Here is a 16,950-nt window from a genome sequence, read left to right on the forward strand (position 1 = left end):
CCCTCAGCCTCACCCCCAGGGCCCGCCGTATCAGCAGGGGCCTGGTCACCCCCAGGGACAGCCCCAAGGACAGCCTCAGGGACAGCCCCAGGGACAACCGCAGTATCCGCCGCAGGGCGGAGGCCAGTACGGGCAGCAGCCACCGTACGGGCAGCCGCCGCACCGGCAGCAGCCTCCTCCCCCGCCCCCGCTGCCTCCGGCGCAGCGCTGGCCGCACCCGCCGCCGCGCAAGAAGTCGGGTATGGGCGCCATCGGGGTGATCGGGGCCGTCCTGGGTTCCGTGGCGGCGCTGTTCGTCCTGATCGTCGTGGGGGCGGCGTTCTTCAAGGGTTCCTCACGGTCGGAGACCTCGAGGCCGATCGCGATCCCGACGTACGAGCCTTCGGAACGCGCCACCGACGACGACGAGCCGTCGCCCGAGCGCACACGGACGGAGGAGCCGACCGAGCGGCCGACCGATGAGCCGTCTGAGGAGCCGTCGACCAGCGAGCCCACGAGCAGGCCGACGGAGCGGGAGACGCAGGAGCCGCGGCAGACGGTCAACACGAGCCTGAAGAACAACTCGATGTACCGGGCGGGCATCCTGCCCAGGCTCAGGTGCCCGGCGGGCAACGCCAGCATCTTCAACCACAGCCAGCTCAAGTCGCTGATCCTGAAGACCGGCAAGTGCATGGACCGGGCGTGGAAGCCCATCCTGGAGAAGCAGGGCATCAGGTTCAGCGCGCCGAACTACGCCATCGCCTCCAGGCGGGGCAGGGGCGCGTGCGGCGACTATCCGCAGCCGGGCAACATCGTGCCGTACTACTGCCCGCAGAACAACACGATCTACGCCTCCACCTCGGCCATGGCGAGGGGCAACGGCAACGCCCGCGGCTACGGCCAGATCATCTCCTGGCACGGCGGGATCATCAGCATGATGGCCCACGAGTACGGCCACCACGTGCAGAACATCACGGGCCTGATGAACTCGTGGTGGCGCTCCACCCTGGACACCTCCAACAGGAACGCCAAGCTCGCCCTGAGCCGGCGGCTGGAGCTGCAGGCCACGTGCTTCGGCGGCATGTGGATGCGCTCGGTCGCGGCCTCGTACCCGGTGAGCACGTCCAACCGGAGCCGGCTGTTCTGGTTCTACGGCCAGGTGGGCGACCACCCGGGCTATCCGCGCGACCACGGCAAACCGGTCAACAACAACCGATGGTTCAGGCAGGGCTGGACGAAGAGCAAGGCGTACCAGTGCAACACGTGGCTGGCGTCGGCCTCGACGACCTCCTGACGTCAAGCTGAGTTCATCTCATGTTGGGCACATGTCGTTGTTGTCCGAGTATGGGGACTAGAATCCTGGCAATCTTTTGCCCATTGGGGGCAAACGTTAGTTTTGCCTGGTAGGCGTAGTAGGGAGCCGGGTGTGCGCAATCGGGATGGGGAAGAGAACGTGCCAGGAGGCAGGAAGCGGCGCCCCAATCGCCGTCCACGCCCTGCTTCCCAGCGTCCCCCATCCCCACGCGACACACCCCCGAGTGACCCACCTCCGCCTGACATGCCCCCACGGGACGCGGCCCCGCGGGACAGGTCCCCGCGCGACACACCCCCACGGGACGCGGCCCAGCGCGGCAGATCCCCGCGGGACGCATCCCAGCGCGAAGGATCCTCTCGTGACAGATCCCAGCGCGACACGACCCCGCGCGACACGACCCCACGCGACGGAACCCCGCGAGACGCATCCCAGCGCGGCAGAGCCCCGCGGGACAGATCCCCGCGGGACGCGTCCCCCCGTGACAGATCCCAGGGCGACAGGTCTCCGCGTGACGGATCGCAGCGCGACACGACCCCGCGCGACGAAACCCCGCGCGACGCATCCCAGCGCGACACGTCCTCTCGTGACAGATCCCAGCGAGAAGCATCTCTCCGCGACACGTCCCCGCGGGGGGCGTCTTCCCGCGGGGCGTCCTCACGCGGCGCCAACCCTCGCTCCGGTTCCGCTTCCGGCTCCGGCCCAGGTTCCGGTGCCACGCCGCGCAACGCCCCACCCCGCAACGCCCCGCAACGCGGGGCCACACCGCATACCGCCACACCGCGCAACGCTCCGCCGCGCTTCGCGAAGCCGCTGACCCCCGCATCGGTCCTCGGATGGACCGCGCTGTCCGCCATCGTGCCCGGTGCCGCACACCTGCGGGCCGGGCAGCGCCGTATCGGCCTGGTGCTCGTCAGCGTGTACGCGGTGCTGCTGCTCGCCGCCCTCATCTACGGGCTCACCATCGCCGGGAACCTGGAGAACGCCGCCGCGCTCGTCGGCGACGGCATGCTCGTGACGATCACGATCGTCGCCGCGGTCGGCGCGCTGGCGTGGTTCGCGTTGCTCGTCACGTCGTACGTCGCCCTCAACCCCAGCAAGCTCAACCAGCAAGGCCAGATGATCACCGGCATCGTGGTCGGTGTGCTGTGCGTGGCGGTCATGTCGCCGTTCGCCCTCACCGCGAACACCGTGATGACCTTCCGCAACACCCTCAATGGCATCTTCCCGTCGTCATCCGACTCCGACGTCCCGCCCGCGGCCAAGGAGGGCGAGGACCCCTGGCACGGCAAGGACCGGGTCAACTTCCTGCTGATCGGCGGCGACGCAGCGAGCAACCGTACCGGCGTGCGGACCGACAGCATGACGGTGGCCAGCGTGGACATCAAGACCGGCGCAACGGTCCTGTTCAGCCTGCCGCGCAACCTGCAGCACGTACGCTTCCCCGCATCGTCGCCGCTGCACGACCAGTTCCCGAACGGCTACCGGGCCGAACTGTCGAACGGCGGCCTGCTCAACGAGGTGTGGCAGTACGCCAACGACCACCCGGAGGTCATGGGCGGCAAGAACAAAGGCCCGCGCGCCCTCATGGACGCCATCGGCCACACGCTCGGCCTCAAGATCGAGTACTACGCGATGATGAACATGTACGGTTTCGCGGACCTCGTCGACGCCATCGGCGGCCTCAAGATCCGGGTCGAGCAGGACGTCAAGTGGGGCGGCACGTTCGGCACGGCGGGCACGATCAAGGCCGGCTACCGGCGGCTCAGCGGCGAGGAGGCCCTCTGGTACGGCCGCTCCCGCGTCAACAGCGACGACTTCTCCCGCATGGGCCGCCAGCGCTGCGTCATCGGCGCCTTCGCCCAGCAGGCCACCCCGGCCGTGATCCTCACCAACTTCTCCAAGATCGCCGGTGCGGCCAAGCGGCTGGCGCGTACCAACATCCCGCAGCACCTCGTGCAGCCGCTGGTGGAGCTGGCCGTCAAGGTCAAGGACGCCAAGATCACAAGCCTGCAGTTCGTACCGCCGAAGTTTTGGCCGGGCAACCCCGACTGGGCGAAGATCCGCACCGCGTCGCGCAAGGCGATCGCCGCCTCGCTCCGGCCGGCCAAGCAGGCGCAGACGGCTCACGTGGGCTCCTCACCGACCGCCACGTCCAGCGCGGTGAAGACCCGCGCCGCGCAGCCGACGCAGACGCCGACCAGGAACAGCCAGAAGGGCAAGGGAGACGACGCCAAGTCCCTCGACGAACTCTGCGGCCTCTGACCCCGGCTCCGCTTCCGAGGGGCAGGTGTACGCCCCGCCGAGGCAGGAGGAAACGGCGGGGCCGGGATTCGGACACACAGAGCTGAGAGCCGAGCACACACCGCTCAGACCGGCACCCCGCCCCCGGAGCCCGGTCCGACCTAGCTGAGGTCTGTACGGCGCGCTGAGGAGCGGACAGGCGCCACTGTCGCGACGGGGACGGCGGACGCGAACGGCGAGCGCGGACCGGGACGGCGAGCGCGGGCAATGGGCGCGGTTCAGGTGACAGTGTCGAAGGTCACCGGGAGACGCTGCGGGCCGCGTACCGTCAGGCTGGCCCGCCACCGCAGCGTCTCGGGCGGCACCGCGAGGGCGAGCCCGTTCAGGCGGCGGGCGACCGCGCCCAAGGCGGCCCGGCCGACGATGCGGGCGAGCATGGCCCCGAGGCAGTAGTGCGGTCCGTGGCCGAAGCTCAGGTGGGCGTTGTCCTCCCGGCCGAGATCGGGCCGGTCCGGGCCGGGGAAGCGGTGCGGGTCGCGGTTGGCCGCCCCCAGCGCCACCAGGATCGGCTCCCCGGCGGGAACCACCGCCCCGCCGATCTCCAGCGGCTCCAGGGAGAAGCGCCAGGTCGCCAGTTCGACCGGGCTGTCGTACCGCAGCAGTTCCTCCACCGCCCGGTCGATCAGCTCCGGCCGCGCCCGCAGGCGGGCGAACTGCCCGGGGTGCCGCAGCAACGTGTACGTGCCCAGCCCGACGAGGCCGACGGTCGTCTCGTAACCGGCCACCAGCAGCAGGAAGATCATCGACAGCATCTCGTTCTCGGACAGCCGCTCCTCCTCGTCCACGGCCCCCGTGATCGCGCTGATGACGTCGTCCCCCGGCTCGCGCCGCTTGGCGGCGGCCAGCTCGCCCACGTACGCGGCCAGGCGGCGCAGCGCCTCGGGCCTCGCCTCGCCGTTCCGCCCCTCCCCCGAGGTGACGACCGCAGTGGTCCACCGCTGGAAGTCCGTACGGTCGGCGGCCGGCACGCCGAGCACGTCGCAGATCGTGGCGAACTGCAACGGCGAGGCCAGGTCGCCGATCAGCTCGGCGCCGGACCGCTCCGCGAACCCGTCGATGAGCGCGCCGGCCCGCTCCTCGATCCGCGGCCGCAGGGCGGCCAGCCTTCCCGGGGTGAAGTAGCGGGTCACCACACGGCGCAGCCGCGTGTGCTCGGGCGGGTCCGTGGTGAGCAGATGGGTGCCCAGCCCCGACCGGTCCTCGAGCGGCCGCCCACGGCCCGCCTCCTGCCAGTCGGGCGGCGCGTGGCGCGGGTCCTTGCTGAGCCTGGGATCGGCCAGCACAGCGCGGGCGTCGTCGTAGCGGGTCACGAGCCATCCGTACAGGCCGCTGCGCAACGTCACGCGGTGCGGCACGCCCGACTCCCGCAGCCGGGCGTAGGCGGGATAGGGATCGGCCAGCACCCCGTCGTAGCCGGGCAGCATCTCCTCAAGCATCCTCAGGTCCTACCCCGCCGTCGGCGCATCGGGACCTGGATCAATGAACGGTGGGCCGATTCGTTAAGGAGGCCCCGGGTCGCATTTGTGCAGCACGCCATAACGACGCTGCGCGACCCGCATCAACTCGGTGAGGTCCTTGATGGCATCACGCCCCTCGGCCACCTTTTTCAGGTCGATACGGATCCAGGGATCCGTGTCTCCGCAGGAAAAGCGGGAGATCACATAGTAGGGCCGTCCGCCGAGCATGTCGTTGCCCGCGTAGACGGCGAATCCCTCTCCGAGATCCTCGGGCAGATCTGTCGGCTTGGCCATGGCCCAGTTCTCGCGGGTGAGCTCCAGCCGCTTGACGCTGTCATCGATCTTCGACCACCACACTCCGACGGGATCGCCGTTTCTCCCCCCTTCGACCAGGCAACCACCGTCGTCACGCCACGGCCCGTCCTTCCTTTCGGTGTACGGCCGCGTGTCGCCGCTGACCCGGCGGTAGGACTCCTGCGAGACGAATTCACACCAGTAGGGAGACTGGTCGACGACGGGACGGAGATCGGGTGGAGCCGCTTTCGAGTCTCCGCCGGAGCATGCGGAAACGGCGACCATCATCAAAAGCGCCGACACGACGAGTTTCCGCCTGTTGATCACTGTTTTCCTTCAGTCTGCGACCCCATAGGACCGGCGAGCCTCCTCGGCTCCGTCATTCATGATGCCTTCAGAGAAGGCCTTCTGACTGTTGAACCCGGAGTGATCCGCCGCCCAGTTCAGGAAGGCCTCATACTCCGCGGGCGTCATTTCGATGATGGGCTTCATCCGGCCGTTCTCGTCGATGAACGAGCGCCCCTTGAGGCCTTGGCCGTCGTGCTGGCCGTGCGCCACCGTGGCCGTGGCCACCATCTGCTCCATCAACCGGTTGACCAGTTCCCGGTTCTCCGTCGCCGTGGCGTACGACTCGTCGAGCATCTTGCCGTTCTTGAAGAACCCGGCGATCCAGCTCGCCCCCTTGTCGAACGCGTACGTCCCCGGCTTGCCGCCCACCTCCCCCGCCACCTCTTTGGCGAAGCCCTCCAGGCGCATGCCCTTGAACGCCTGCTCGGCCAGCTTGCCCGCGAACTCCTTGCCGGGCACGGGCACGATGCCGATGGCGGAGCGCACCATGGACTCGAGTTCCTTGGCGGCGGCCTCGTTGGCCCGGCCCGCCGAGTAGAGGGCCTGTTCGCGGGCGCCGAGGATGTGGCCGAAGGTCTTGCTCTCCTTGGAGAGGGGGTCGACGAGGCGCGGGCCTTTGTCGGTGAGGGGGAAGATGCGGTCGATCTCCACGCGCGTGTGCTCGGCCTGCGCCCTGGTGATCTGGGCGAACACGGCGTCGTCGCTGGTGGCGAGGAGCAGCGCGTAGTCGATGTCGCGCCGGTTGACCGACTGGTCCTTCAGGGTTTCGCCGACGCCGGACTTGAGCACGTTGCGGCCTTCGATGATCCGGCCGAGCTCGTCGATGTGGGCGGACAGGATGGTGCCGAGTGCGGGCCGCAAGGATGCGCGCTGGTCGAAGCCGGCCTGGTCGGCGAGCTGGAGTTTCTCGGCGGTGTTGCGGGCGTAGAGCGGGGGCAGGTCGGCTCCGAGGATCTTGAGGGTCTCCGCGGTCAGCCGGAGCGAGACCGGGTCGGAGCCCTTCATCGCGGCTTCCATCGCCGCCCCAAGCGCCCTGGCGTCGCGGTCGTCCGCGGTCGAGTGGGGGTTGTCGGTCCACCAGGCCACCCGGTCGTGCAGCAGGTAGTGGAGGTTGGTCGTCTTACGGCCGGCGGGCGTGTGGTCGAGGAGCGCCTGCGCCGCGGCGGGGCGGGAGGCGGCGGCCCGCAGCAGGTCGGGGACGAAGGTGCGCATGTCGCTCATCACCTTCGTTCCTTCGCCGTTCTTGAGGGCGTCGTGGACCTCGCGGTCGAGCGCGATCATGTCGCGTCCGACCGTGCGCATGAACTCCGCCGAGTACGGGGGCTTGCCGGGGTGGGCGCCGAGCACGTCGGCCAGGTCGTGGTAGGCGGTGGGCCGGCCGCCGGTCACGCTGTGGACGTCTCTGGAGGTGCGGCCGGCGGCCTTGAGCCGTTGCAGGAACCCGGCGCCGAGGTAGGCGGGGCTGTCGGGGTCGGTGGCGGCGGCCAGCGTCGTGCTGAGCATCCGCAGGACGTGATCTCCCTGGGCGGCCGCCCGCTTGGCGCCCTCGTGGTCTCCCGCGCGCTCCCAGGAGGCCTTCTCCTGCCAGATGGCGTTGGCCAGGTCGGTCACGCCCCTGGCGCCGAGCCTGCTCATGAACGCCTTGGCGAAGGCGGGGTCGTGCGCCTTGGCGGCGTACCGCTGCAGGACGGCGAGTTGCTCGGGCAGCACCTTGCCCCTGGGGAGCTTGGTGTGGGCGGCGATGGCCGCGTCGGCGGCGGCGGCGCCGTCCAGCATCGCCTGCCCGGTCTCCAGTTTGTCGGGCAGCGGCACGAAGGAGCCCGCGGCGGTGGAGGTGCCGAAGACGACCTTCTCGCGTTCGAGCTCGTCGACCAGCCGCCGGCGCCGCCGCAGGTCCTCGGCCTGGGTCCGGGCCTGCCTGGCCAGGTCGCGGATGCGCGTGGCGGGCAGGGTGTCGAGGCCGGCGGCCGTCAGCTCGCCGTGCAGCCGGGTGGCGAGGTCGGCGAGCCGGCCGGCGGCGGCGGTGTGCTGGTCGGCCATGGTGTCGAACGCGGGCCGTTTGACACCCGTGAAGTCGGGGCCGGGGCTCATGACCCCTCCGGCAGGGTGGCGAGCCGGTGCCTGGCGTCGGCGACGGCCTTGGACAACATCTCGCGCAGCGCGCGTTCGGCCGCATGCACCTCCTCGCCGAACCTGCGCCCGGCCGGGCCCACCCACGCGTCGCCCCGCATCAGCCCGCAGACCTGGTGGAGCGTCCACCAGTGCTCGTCGGACAGCCGCTGGATGCGCGCCAGGGCAGCCTGCATCGCCTCGCGATCGGGCTCAGGCATCTCGCTCCTCCGAGGCTCCCGAAGAGGAGGCGGCACTCGCCGCGCTTCTCCACGCCAGTCAACCGCAAGGGCGCCGCGGGGAGCGCGGACCATGCCGAACGTTTATGGCGCGGACCGCACGCCCCTCACGTCACACCAGCGCGCCCTTCTTCCTCGGCAGCAGCACCAGCGCCCCGACGTAGAGCAGGGCCGCCACGATGAGCAGCCCCTTGTAGCCGATGACCAGCGCGGCGTACTCCAGGCAGCCGCCCACCATGGCCCCCAGCAGGTTGGCGCCGAAGGACGTGGTGGCGTCGGCGGTGTCGGCGAAGCGTTTGGCGAAGACGACGTTCGCGGCGAAGATCGGCAGGAAGGCCACGGTCACCGCGGCCACCGCGCGCAGCGGCAGCGGCAGGGACAGCAGCCACGCGTTCGGCACCAGCCAGGCCAGCAGCAGGCCGGCGAACAGCACGCCGTACATGACGGGCAGCGGCGGGGTGCGGAAGCGGCGGGTCACCTCGACGGCGGCGAGGACCGCGACGAGCACGCCGGCGAAGACGATCGCGTTGACCACCCACGTCGTGCCGAACAGCAGCGCGAACCCGGTCACGCTCTTCGTCTCCAGCAGCATGAACCCGACGCCCAGCAGGAACAGGTCGGCGTAGGGCCGCATGCGGTCGTAGGGGCCCGCGACGACGCGGACGGCGAGGAGGCTGACGATGAGGATCAGGCCGAGCGTGATGATGTAGATCGGCGGGATCGTCGCGTCCTTGAGGTAGAGGAACGGGCGGTCGTCGTCGGCGGGGGCGGGGGTGCCGGGGGCCGCTCCGGCCCAGGCGGAGCCGCAGCGCTGGTCGGCCTCGCCGAGGCCGGCGGTGATGACGGCCTGCTGGCCCGCGGTGCTGACGATGTCGACGCACGGCTTGTGGCCGAAGGCGCTCTGCATGGTGGACGCGAGGCGGTCGACGAGCCAGCTCTCGCGGTAGTAGTTGTACATCGAGAAGGCGCCGCCGGGCTTGAGGCGCTCCCGGGCGGCCCGCATGGCCTCCTCGGTGAACAGGTAGCTCTCCAGGCGCAGCGAGCTGGCTCCGGAGACGAGGGTGAGGGAGTCGGGCAGCGCGAAGAGGATGAGGTCGTACGTGCGGTCGGTACGTTCCAGGAAGGCACGGCCGTCGGTGATATGGGTGGTGACGCGTTGGTCGGCGTAGGGCCGGTCGGGGTGGACGGAGCCGCCGAGCTCGCGCAGCTTGGGGTCGATCTCGACGGCGTCGACGTGGGTGGCGCCCTTGGACAGCGCGATCGCCACGTCGGTGCCGCTGCCGGCGCCGACGATGAGCACGTCCTTCGGCGGTTTCGTGGTCCGTTCGTACGGCAGGCCGTACTGGCGCTCCCACTGCAGCCGGGCGGCGGCGGGCACGGCCTGCTGGTGCGGGATGCCGTTGACCGCGATGTCGGTGACGGCGACGCCCAGCTGTTCGAGCTGCCTGAACGTCACCTTGTAGTACGGCGACCAGATCGCCCCCGCGGTGAGCGTCTCGGCCAGCAGCAGCCCGACGACGGCCAGCGACGGCACGGTCACCAGGCCCACGTAGAGGGTGCGCGGCCGGGGCACCAGCAGCAGCGCGTAGCAGATCGCGGCGATCAGCCCCCAGAACACCGGCGGCGCGCTCAGGAAGGACAGCGCGGTGAACGCGGCGATGCCGGTGAGGCTGCCGATCAGGTCGTAGCGGTATGCCTCCAGGCGCGGCAGCTCGGGGAAGCAGCGGCCGACGAGCTCGGCGGGGCCCATGAGCACCAGCGCCGCGGCGCAGAAGATGACCGGGAGGATCAGCCACGCGGGCGGGCCGCTGGTGGACAGGCTCGTCCAGTACAGGACGCCCTCGGTGTTCCTGTCGACGGTCACCGGGAAGGCCAGCACGACCACGACGAGCACGGCCAGCACGACGGGCGAGTAGTAGGGCTGGCGCCGCGACCGGCCGACGCGCAGGAAGCCGAGCCCGATGCCGAGGAACGAGCCGAGCAGCACGAAGTTCGTGAAGTAGCTGAGGTGGACGATGTTGGATCCGGTCCACCTGATCAGCGCCAGCTCGAGGAAGAGCATGAAGGCGCTGGCGAGGATGAGCCTCGGCCGCACCGCCAGCCAGTGAGCCTTCTCCCCGTCGTCGACCGGCTTCCGCGCCTCCAGCGTCATGGTGCCTCACCGTAGTGAAAAGATCGTCGGCGGGGAAGTACGGCGGGCTGCGGACAAAAGTCGTCCACTTCGCGGTGATTAGTGCATTTCCGCAGGTCAAAACCGGCGAGACCCCCTGGACGCGGGCGGGCGGATGCAGGAATGTTGGGACGTTCGCTCCCCCACTCACGTTGGTGGTGACACATGCGGGTCCTGATCCAGCTCCGTCCCTCTCCCGACCTGGTCGCGGCCGTCGCCGACCCCGGCCAGGCCGCCACCACGGCCGACGTCGCCGATGGGCTGCCCGGCGTCGAGCTCGACTCGGCGTTCGTGCCCGTGGCCGTGCCGCGTCCCGTCCCCTCGACCGGCGGCGACCCGCTCTCCCTCAATCAGCCGCTCGACTTCTCGCTGGCCGCCGAAGACGCGTCCGTGCTGGTCCGGGGCACGATCTCGGACGACGAGCTGGCCTCCAGGGTCACGCTGCTCCCCGGCATCAGGCCCGACGTGGTCGGCATCTTCGCCGACCCGGTCATCGGGTCCGCGCCGGTGTGCGGGGGCGATCCGCCCTCCGGCGACTGGCACGACGTCGAACGCCTGCTGCGCGTCTCCGGCCTGCATGCCGAGGGGCTCGACGGCGGCGGGGTCGCGCTGGCCGTGCTCGACAACGGCATCAACGCCGCACACGCGGCCAGGCAGCTCGGCCGGGGCGTGACGCTGGACGCCGAACGGTCCTGGAGCCCTCCGGGGGTGTCGGGCACAGCGGGCGAGTTCGAGGTGGACCACGGCACGATGTGCGCGTTCGACGCGCTCATCGCGGCCCCGCACGCCTCGCTCATCGACATCCCGGTGCTGCTGTCCACCCGGCCGGGCGGCTCGGCGATGGACGGCCTGCTGTCGGACGCGGTGTCGGCGTTCGCGCACCTGCGGACCGTGCTCGACGCCCAGCCCGCCGGGTCGAAGGCGCTGGTGGTGAGCAACTCGTGGGGGTCGTTCTCGCCCGAGTGGGACTTCCCCGTCGGGCATCCCGGCAACTACTCCGACAACGCCGCCCATCCGTTCAACCTGATGGTGGCCGGCCTGGACCGGGCGGGCGCGGACGTGCTGTTCGCGGCGGGCAACTGCGGCCGCGAGTGCCCCGACGGCCGGTGCGGGTTCCCCTCCCGGCCCATCGTGGGCGCCAACTCCCATCCGAAGGCCCTGTCGATCGGCGGTATCGACGTCAACGGCGAGCGGGTGGGCTACTCCTCGCAGGGCCCTGGACGGCTGACCGCCCGCAAGCCGGACCTGTGCGCGTACACACATTTCTCCGGGTCGCAGGCCCTCGGCCCCGGCTCGCCCGACTCGGGCACGTCGGCGGCGGCCCCGGTGGCGGCCGGGCTCGTGGCGGCGGTGCGCACGCTGTGGCCGGCCGACAGGTTGTCGCCCGCGCAGCTGCGGGCGCTGCTGCGGCGCACCGCGGAGGACCGCAGCGAGGTGGGCTTCGACTACGGCTACGGCTACGGGATCGTGGATCCGGCGGGGATCATCGCGGCCCTGCAGCGCCGCTCCAGAAGCGCGGCCTGACCGGCGCCGCCCTCCCAAGGCGCGGTCACCGGTCTCACGGCGCCGGTGTGGCCGGAGTGCCGCCCGCTCCTGCCACGTCGGCGCTCGCCTACGCGTTCTCCCGGTTGAACACGCGCGTCCCGACGGTGAGGCTGACGACGGCGAAGACGGCGGTCACCGCCACGCCGACGCCGACCGTGCCCGTCAGGTAGTGGCCGTGGAACAGCTCGCGCAGCGCCTCCAGCACATACCGGAACGGGCTGAGGTGCGACAGGGCGTCGAGCCAGCCCGGCGCCATCGACATCGGCAGGAACGAGCCGGACAGCAGGATGAGCGGGATCACGGCGGTGGACATCACCGGCGCGAACAACTGCTCGTTCATCGTCAGGGCGACGGCGTACGACAGGGCGGCCAGGCTCAGCCCGAGCACCACGACCAGCACGAACCCGGCCGCCAGCCCGAGCACCGGCGCGCGCAGGCCGAAGGCGAAGGCGACCGCGAGGAGCAGCAGCGTCTGCACGATCAGCGTGACCGCGTTGGTGAGCACCCGCCCGAGCAGCAGTGCCAGCCGGCTGGCCGGGGTGACGCGCATCCGCTCCAGCACGCCCGAGCGTTTCTCGAAGAGGATGCCGAATCCGGCCAATCCCATGCTCATCAGCCCGAGCTGGATGATCAGGCCGGGCACGAGCGTCTCCCAGGTGCCGAACGTGGTGAAGATGGGCCCGAACAGCACCAGGAAGAGCAGCGGCTGGACCGCGCCGAAGACGATGCCGACCTTCTGCCGCAGCGTGACGCCCACACCGTGGCGGAACAACACCCAGGTGTCGCGGAGCATCAGGCCTCCTTTCCCGTCAGTGCGCTCTCCTCGCGCAGCGACCTGCCGGTGATGTCGAGGAACACCTCGTCGAGCGTCTGCCCGCCGGTCCTGAGCTCGGCAGGGGCGCCCTCGGCCACGATCCGCCCGTGGTCGATGATCAGCAGCCGGTCGCACAGGGCGTCGGCCTCGTCGAGGTAGTGGGTCGTGAGGAACACCGTCGTGCCGTTCTCCTGGCGCAGCGTGCGGATGTGGTCCCACAGGTTGGCCCGGCTCTGCGGGTCGAGGCCGGTGGTCGGCTCGTCGAGGAAGAGCAGGGCCGGGTCGGGCAGCAGGGCGAGCGCGATGTCGAAGCGGCGGCGCCGGCCGCCGGAGAGCGTGCCGCCGAGGCTGTTCTCCAGCCCGGCGAGGTCCAGCCTGGCCAGCACCTCACCCGCCCTGGCCGCGGACTCGCGGCGGCTCAGCCCGTGGAGCATGCCCTGGAGTTCGAGCTCTCCCTTGAGCGGCGCGGTCGGCAGGATGCCGCCGCCCTGAGAGACGTACCCGATGCGTTTGCGCACCTCCTTCGCGTCGGCGACCAGGTCGTGCCCGGCCACGGTCGCGGTGCCGGACGTGGGCCGCAGCAGGGTGGTCAGCATGCGCATGGTCGTGGTCTTGCCCGCGCCGTTCGGGCCGAGGAATCCGACGATCTCGCCGGGTTCCACCGAGATGCCGAGGTCTGTGACGGCCTGCACGCCGCCGTCGTAGGTCTTGCTCAAACCTGAAGTCCTGATCATTTCATCGCCTCCAACTTTGAGGCAACCATAATTTTGGTGTCGCTGCAAGTTTGGTACGATGGCGACATGAGTGAAGGGCTGCGGGAGCGGAAGAAACGCGAGACCAGGGAGCGCATCGCCGACATCGCGATGGGCCTGTTCATGGCCAAGGGGTTCGACAACGTGACCGTGGCCGAGGTGGCGCGGGCCGCCGACGTGTCGGTCAACACCGTGTTCAACTACTTCAGCGCCAAGGAGGACCTGTTCGCCGACCGGCAGCACCTGGCCGTGGACCACCCCGTGCAGGTGCTGCGGGAGCGCGAGCCCGGTGAGAGCGTGGTACGCGCCTTCCGTCGCGACGTGCTGCACGCCATCGGCACCCAGGACTGGCGATACGGGTTCAACCTGGGCGCCGACGTGTTCGCCAGGGTCGTGGACGCGAGCCCGGCGCTGGTCGCCCGGATGCGCGAGGTGCACGAGCAGCGGGAGCAGGCGCTGGCCCGTGCGCTCGCCGACGAGCTCGACACCGGCCCCGGCGACCTGCGGCCCAGGGTCGTCGCGGCGCACGTGCTCACCACGACCCGCCTGCTCACCCACGCGTCGGTGCGCAGGAGGATCGCCGGCGAGGAGTGGGAGAGCATCGAGCCCGGACTCAGGGCGCAGGCGGAGCAGGCGTTCGACCTGCTGGAGTCGGGCCTCGGCGACTACGGCAGGCGTTAGGCGCCACTGCCGAGGCCGCCGAAGACGAGCGCCATCCCGAACGCGAGGACGAGGAACCCGACGGTGATCATCATCAGGACGCTGCTGATGATGCCGCAGATGCGCCCGGCCTGGACCGCGCCGCGGTTCTCGTAGTAGTAGCCGCTCTCGTCGATCTCGCGCAGCGCGTTGTTGCCCATCACCCAGGCGAAGGGCCCGAGAATGCTGCAGACCACCAGGCTCAGGATGCCCAGCACGAGGATCGTGGTGCCGTTGGGGTGGGTCTGCGGGGGCGGGCCGTAGTAGCCGGGGACGTCATTCGGATAGGACATGGCGCCGGCCCCTTCCCCCCTCAGGTGCCCGTGGATTCGCCCACGGTCTTCTCCTTGATCATGGTGCGTCATCATGGTGGAGCAACATGATCAGTGCCTTAGGAGCCTACCCCCGTGCGTGAACGCTTGCGCGACTTCCTCGCCCACCGGCGCTTCCAGCGGTTCATCATCGCCGTCATCCTGACCAACGCGGCCGTCCTGGGACTGGAGACCTTCCCGGGCGTGGTCGAGCGTCACGGCGACCTGCTCATCCTCGTCGACCACGTCGCGCTCTACATCTTCGTCGTCGAACTGCTGGCCAAGGTCTACGTCGAGCGCTCGGCGTTCGTCCGCGACCCGTGGAACATCTTCGACGCGGTGATCGTCGCCATCGCCCTGGTTCCGGCGGCCGGCGGCCTGTCGGTGCTGCGCTCGATGCGCATCCTGCGCGCGCTGCGGTTGTTGTCGGTCGTGCCGAGCCTGCGCCGCGTGGTCTCGGCGCTGCTGCGCGCACTGCCGGGAATGAGCTCGATCGTGGTGCTGCTCTCCCTGGTCCTCTACGTGGCCGCCGTCATGGCCACCAAACTCTACGGGCAGACCGCCCCCGACCGGTTCGGCAGCCTGCCCACCTCGTTGTTCACGCTCTACCAGACGATGACGGGTGACGACTGGGGCAACATCGCCAGGGAGGTGATGGGCCGCCACCCGTCGGCCTGGATCTTCTTCACGATCTTCATTCTGGTGTGCACGTTCGTCGTGCTGAACCTGTTCCTCGCGGTCGTGGTCAGCGCGATGGACGACGAGAACGCCGCGGAACGCGCCGCCAAGGGCCTGGACGCCGCCCACCACACCCAGCGCATCCTCGCCGAGCTCTCCGAGCTGCGCAAAGAGGTGGCCGAGCTGCGCGGGCAGCGGGCCCTGGACTGAGTCAGCGGGAGTAGAACTCCACGACGAGCTGCTCGTCCACCGGAACGTCGATCTGCTCACGCTCGGGCCGGTGCGTCAGCGTGAAGCGGAGGCCGGCGTGGTCGACCGTGAGGTAGGGGGCGATCCGGTCGTCGGCGTACACCCCTTCGGCGGCGGCCACGAACGGCTGCAGCCTGCGCGACCGTTCCCTGACCGTGACGGTCTGCCCTGGCTTGAGCAGGTAACTGGGGATGTCGACCTTGCGGCCGTCCACGGCGATGTGGCCGTGGCCGACGTACTGCCTGGCCGCGTAGATGGACGGCGCCAGCCCGGCGCGCAGCACCAGCGAGGCCAGGCGGCACTCCAGCAGCGCGACCAGCTCGGCGCCGGACGCGCCCGGCATGCGCAGGGCGAGGTCCCAGTAGCGGCGAAGCTGCCGTTCGGACACGTCGTAGTACCAGCGCAGCTTCTGCTTCTCCAGCAGCCGCAGCCCGTAGTCGCCGGCGTTGCGGCGGTTGGTCTTGCGGCCGTGCTCGCCCGGCGGATAGGGGCGCTGCTCGAAGTAGCGGACGGCTTTCCTGGTCAGCGGGACGCCCGCGCGGCGTGAGAGCCGCACCTTCGGGCCGGTGTAGCGCACGTTCACCTCGATGTGATTAGGTATTCCTTACTTAGGCGAGCCTAACCTAACACATCAGTTTTCCCCCAAGGAGGCGTTCATGCTGCCGATCCCCGAGCGGGTCCGCACCCTGGCCGCGACCGCCGGCGTCGCCAAGCTGTCCGTCGAGGGCGCCCCGTCACCCGCCCGCGGCGGGGTCGACGGACGCGGGCGTCCTGTGCTGCTGGTGCTGCCCGGGGAGACGCTGCACGGGCTGCGCGAGGACGCCGTGGTGGCGGTGAACCTGACGGCGATGCGGCAACTCGGCTCCGTCACCCACCCGCGTGGGGTGATCGAGGTGCAGGGGTGGGCGGAGGCCGTACCTGAGGGCGAGGCGCGTTCGTCGGCCGTCGCGGTGGCCGCGCACTGCCCGGACGAGAGCCTGTTCGAGGCGCTGGAGCGGTACGGGCAGCCGGACGCGCCCCGGCTGCTGCGGCTGGACGTCGGCCAGGTCGTCTACCTGACCGGGCAGGAGTCGGGCACGCTCGACGCCGACGACTACCTCGGCGCGGCGCCCGACCCGCTCGCCGAGACGGCCGAACGGGTGCTCGCCCATGTCAACGCCTCGCACCGGCCGCAGCTCACGGCCGGGGTGTCCAGGCAACTGGGCGAGCGGGCGGGTGAGGTGTGGTTGTGGGAACTGGACCGGTTCGGCGCGACCGTGCGGGTGGACGACTCGCTGGTGCGTTTCCCGTGGCCGATCCCTGCCCGTTCCGGGCTCTGCCTGGAGACGGCGCTGCGCGGTCTGCTGTGCACGTGCTGAGCTCGGCACCACGATCCACCGGACTTTCTGGTTGTTGCGTGATTTGCCAGCACTTTGCCCGAGCGGTGCGACACGTCTCTAGCATGTGAGGGATGACTGGACCGCGCCGTGGACCTGCGCCCGCCGCGCCCGCCGACGAAGGCGGGTGGCGCGGGCGGGCGTTGATGGTCACGGGCGTCCTGCTCGGCGTGCTCATGCTGGTCGCGGCCGCCGTCCTGGTGGTACGGACGCCGTACCACGCCGACCAGGACCTCCTCCACTGGCCCGCCGTCTCCGACCGCGGGCCGGGCGACCTGGGCCCCCGCCCCACCACCACGCACCCTCCGGCATCC

Annotated in this window: 16 protein-coding genes; 7 read left to right on the plus strand and 9 right to left on the minus strand. The window is 70.5% G+C overall.

Going from position 1 to position 16,950, the window contains the following annotated elements; genetic code table 11:
* Positions 1-241 precede the first annotated feature (241 nt).
* Positions 242-1,273, plus strand: coding sequence for a neutral zinc metallopeptidase (locus E1295_RS40930; RefSeq protein WP_246080976.1), 1,032 nt, complete (start codon positions 242-244; stop codon positions 1,271-1,273).
* A gap of 876 nt (positions 1,274-2,149) precedes the next feature.
* Positions 2,150-3,556: an LCP family protein gene (locus tag E1295_RS40935; protein WP_246080978.1), complete on the plus strand. Its 1,407-nt coding sequence runs from the start codon at positions 2,150-2,152 to the stop codon at positions 3,554-3,556.
* A 257-nt stretch (positions 3,557-3,813) separates the two neighbouring features.
* Here the strand turns inward: E1295_RS40935 and E1295_RS40940 are convergent, their stop codons facing one another.
* The 5 genes from E1295_RS40940 to E1295_RS40960 form a co-directional block, all read right to left on the minus strand.
* A complete protein-coding gene (locus E1295_RS40940; protein WP_132639532.1) occupies positions 3,814-5,031 on the minus strand; it encodes a cytochrome P450 family protein in 1,218 nt (405 codons plus the stop codon).
* 63 nt (positions 5,032-5,094) lie between these two features.
* Positions 5,095-5,673, minus strand: coding sequence for a hypothetical protein (locus E1295_RS40945; RefSeq protein WP_132639534.1), 579 nt, complete (start codon positions 5,671-5,673; stop codon positions 5,095-5,097).
* A 9-nt stretch (positions 5,674-5,682) separates the two neighbouring features.
* Complete coding sequence (locus E1295_RS40950; RefSeq protein ID WP_132639536.1) at positions 5,683-7,785, minus strand: hypothetical protein; 2,103 nt, start codon at positions 7,783-7,785, stop codon at positions 5,683-5,685.
* Positions 7,782-8,024 (minus strand): hypothetical protein, encoded by a 243-nt coding sequence (locus E1295_RS40955; RefSeq protein ID WP_132639538.1) that lies wholly within the window; start codon positions 8,022-8,024, stop codon positions 7,782-7,784. Before E1295_RS40955 ends, E1295_RS40950 begins: the two co-directional genes overlap by 4 nt.
* Positions 8,025-8,154: 130 nt before the next feature.
* Entirely contained in the window at positions 8,155-10,194 is a 2,040-nt protein-coding gene (locus E1295_RS40960) for a spermidine synthase (protein ID WP_132639540.1), read from the minus strand.
* A gap of 183 nt (positions 10,195-10,377) precedes the next feature.
* Between E1295_RS40960 and E1295_RS40965 the strand changes: the two genes are divergently transcribed.
* Complete coding sequence (locus E1295_RS40965) at positions 10,378-11,736, plus strand: S8 family serine peptidase (protein WP_132639542.1); 1,359 nt, start codon at positions 10,378-10,380, stop codon at positions 11,734-11,736.
* Between the two features lie 88 nt (positions 11,737-11,824).
* Here E1295_RS40965 and E1295_RS40970 read toward each other — a convergent pair whose 3' ends face one another.
* Both E1295_RS40970 and E1295_RS40975 read right to left on the minus strand, forming a co-directional pair.
* Positions 11,825-12,550: an ABC transporter permease gene (locus tag E1295_RS40970; protein WP_132639544.1), complete on the minus strand. Its 726-nt coding sequence runs from the start codon at positions 12,548-12,550 to the stop codon at positions 11,825-11,827.
* Positions 12,550-13,287: an ABC transporter ATP-binding protein gene (locus E1295_RS40975; protein ID WP_246080980.1), complete on the minus strand. Its 738-nt coding sequence runs from the start codon at positions 13,285-13,287 to the stop codon at positions 12,550-12,552. Before E1295_RS40975 ends, E1295_RS40970 begins: the two co-directional genes overlap by 1 nt.
* A gap of 84 nt (positions 13,288-13,371) precedes the next feature.
* Here E1295_RS40975 and E1295_RS40980 point away from each other — a divergent pair, with 84 nt between their 5' ends.
* Entirely contained in the window at positions 13,372-14,004 is a 633-nt protein-coding gene (locus E1295_RS40980) for a TetR/AcrR family transcriptional regulator (protein ID WP_132639548.1), read from the plus strand.
* Here the strand turns inward: E1295_RS40980 and E1295_RS40985 are convergent.
* Positions 14,001-14,315 carry a DUF4190 domain-containing protein gene (locus E1295_RS40985; RefSeq protein ID WP_132639550.1) on the minus strand — a complete coding sequence of 105 codons (315 nt, stop codon included), beginning with the start codon at positions 14,313-14,315 and terminating at the stop codon, positions 14,001-14,003. The two genes, E1295_RS40980 and E1295_RS40985, sit on opposite strands and share 4 nt — an antisense overlap.
* 114 nt (positions 14,316-14,429) lie before the next feature.
* Between E1295_RS40985 and E1295_RS40990 the strand changes: the two genes are divergently transcribed.
* On the plus strand, positions 14,430-15,221 hold the full coding sequence (locus tag E1295_RS40990) for an ion transporter (RefSeq protein WP_132639552.1): 792 nt from the start codon (positions 14,430-14,432) through the stop codon (positions 15,219-15,221).
* Between the two features lies 1 nt (position 15,222).
* Here the strand turns inward: E1295_RS40990 and rpsD are convergent, their stop codons facing one another.
* Entirely contained in the window at positions 15,223-15,837 is a 615-nt protein-coding gene (rpsD, locus tag E1295_RS40995; protein WP_132639560.1) for a 30S ribosomal protein S4, read from the minus strand.
* 79 nt (positions 15,838-15,916) lie between these two features.
* On the opposite strand from rpsD, the gene E1295_RS41000 reads away from it, so the two are divergent.
* Positions 15,917-16,618, plus strand: coding sequence for a DUF2470 domain-containing protein (locus E1295_RS41000; RefSeq protein ID WP_132639554.1), 702 nt, complete (start codon positions 15,917-15,919; stop codon positions 16,616-16,618).
* Positions 16,619-16,710: 92 nt separating this feature from the next.
* Positions 16,711-16,950: hypothetical protein (locus E1295_RS41005; protein ID WP_132639556.1), on the plus strand; the 240-nt coding region annotated here is incomplete at its 3' end.

It is taken from the genome of Nonomuraea mesophila (genome assembly GCF_004352805.1).
In the GTDB taxonomy this organism is placed as follows: Bacteria; Actinomycetota; Actinomycetes; order Streptosporangiales; family Streptosporangiaceae; genus Nonomuraea; species Nonomuraea longispora.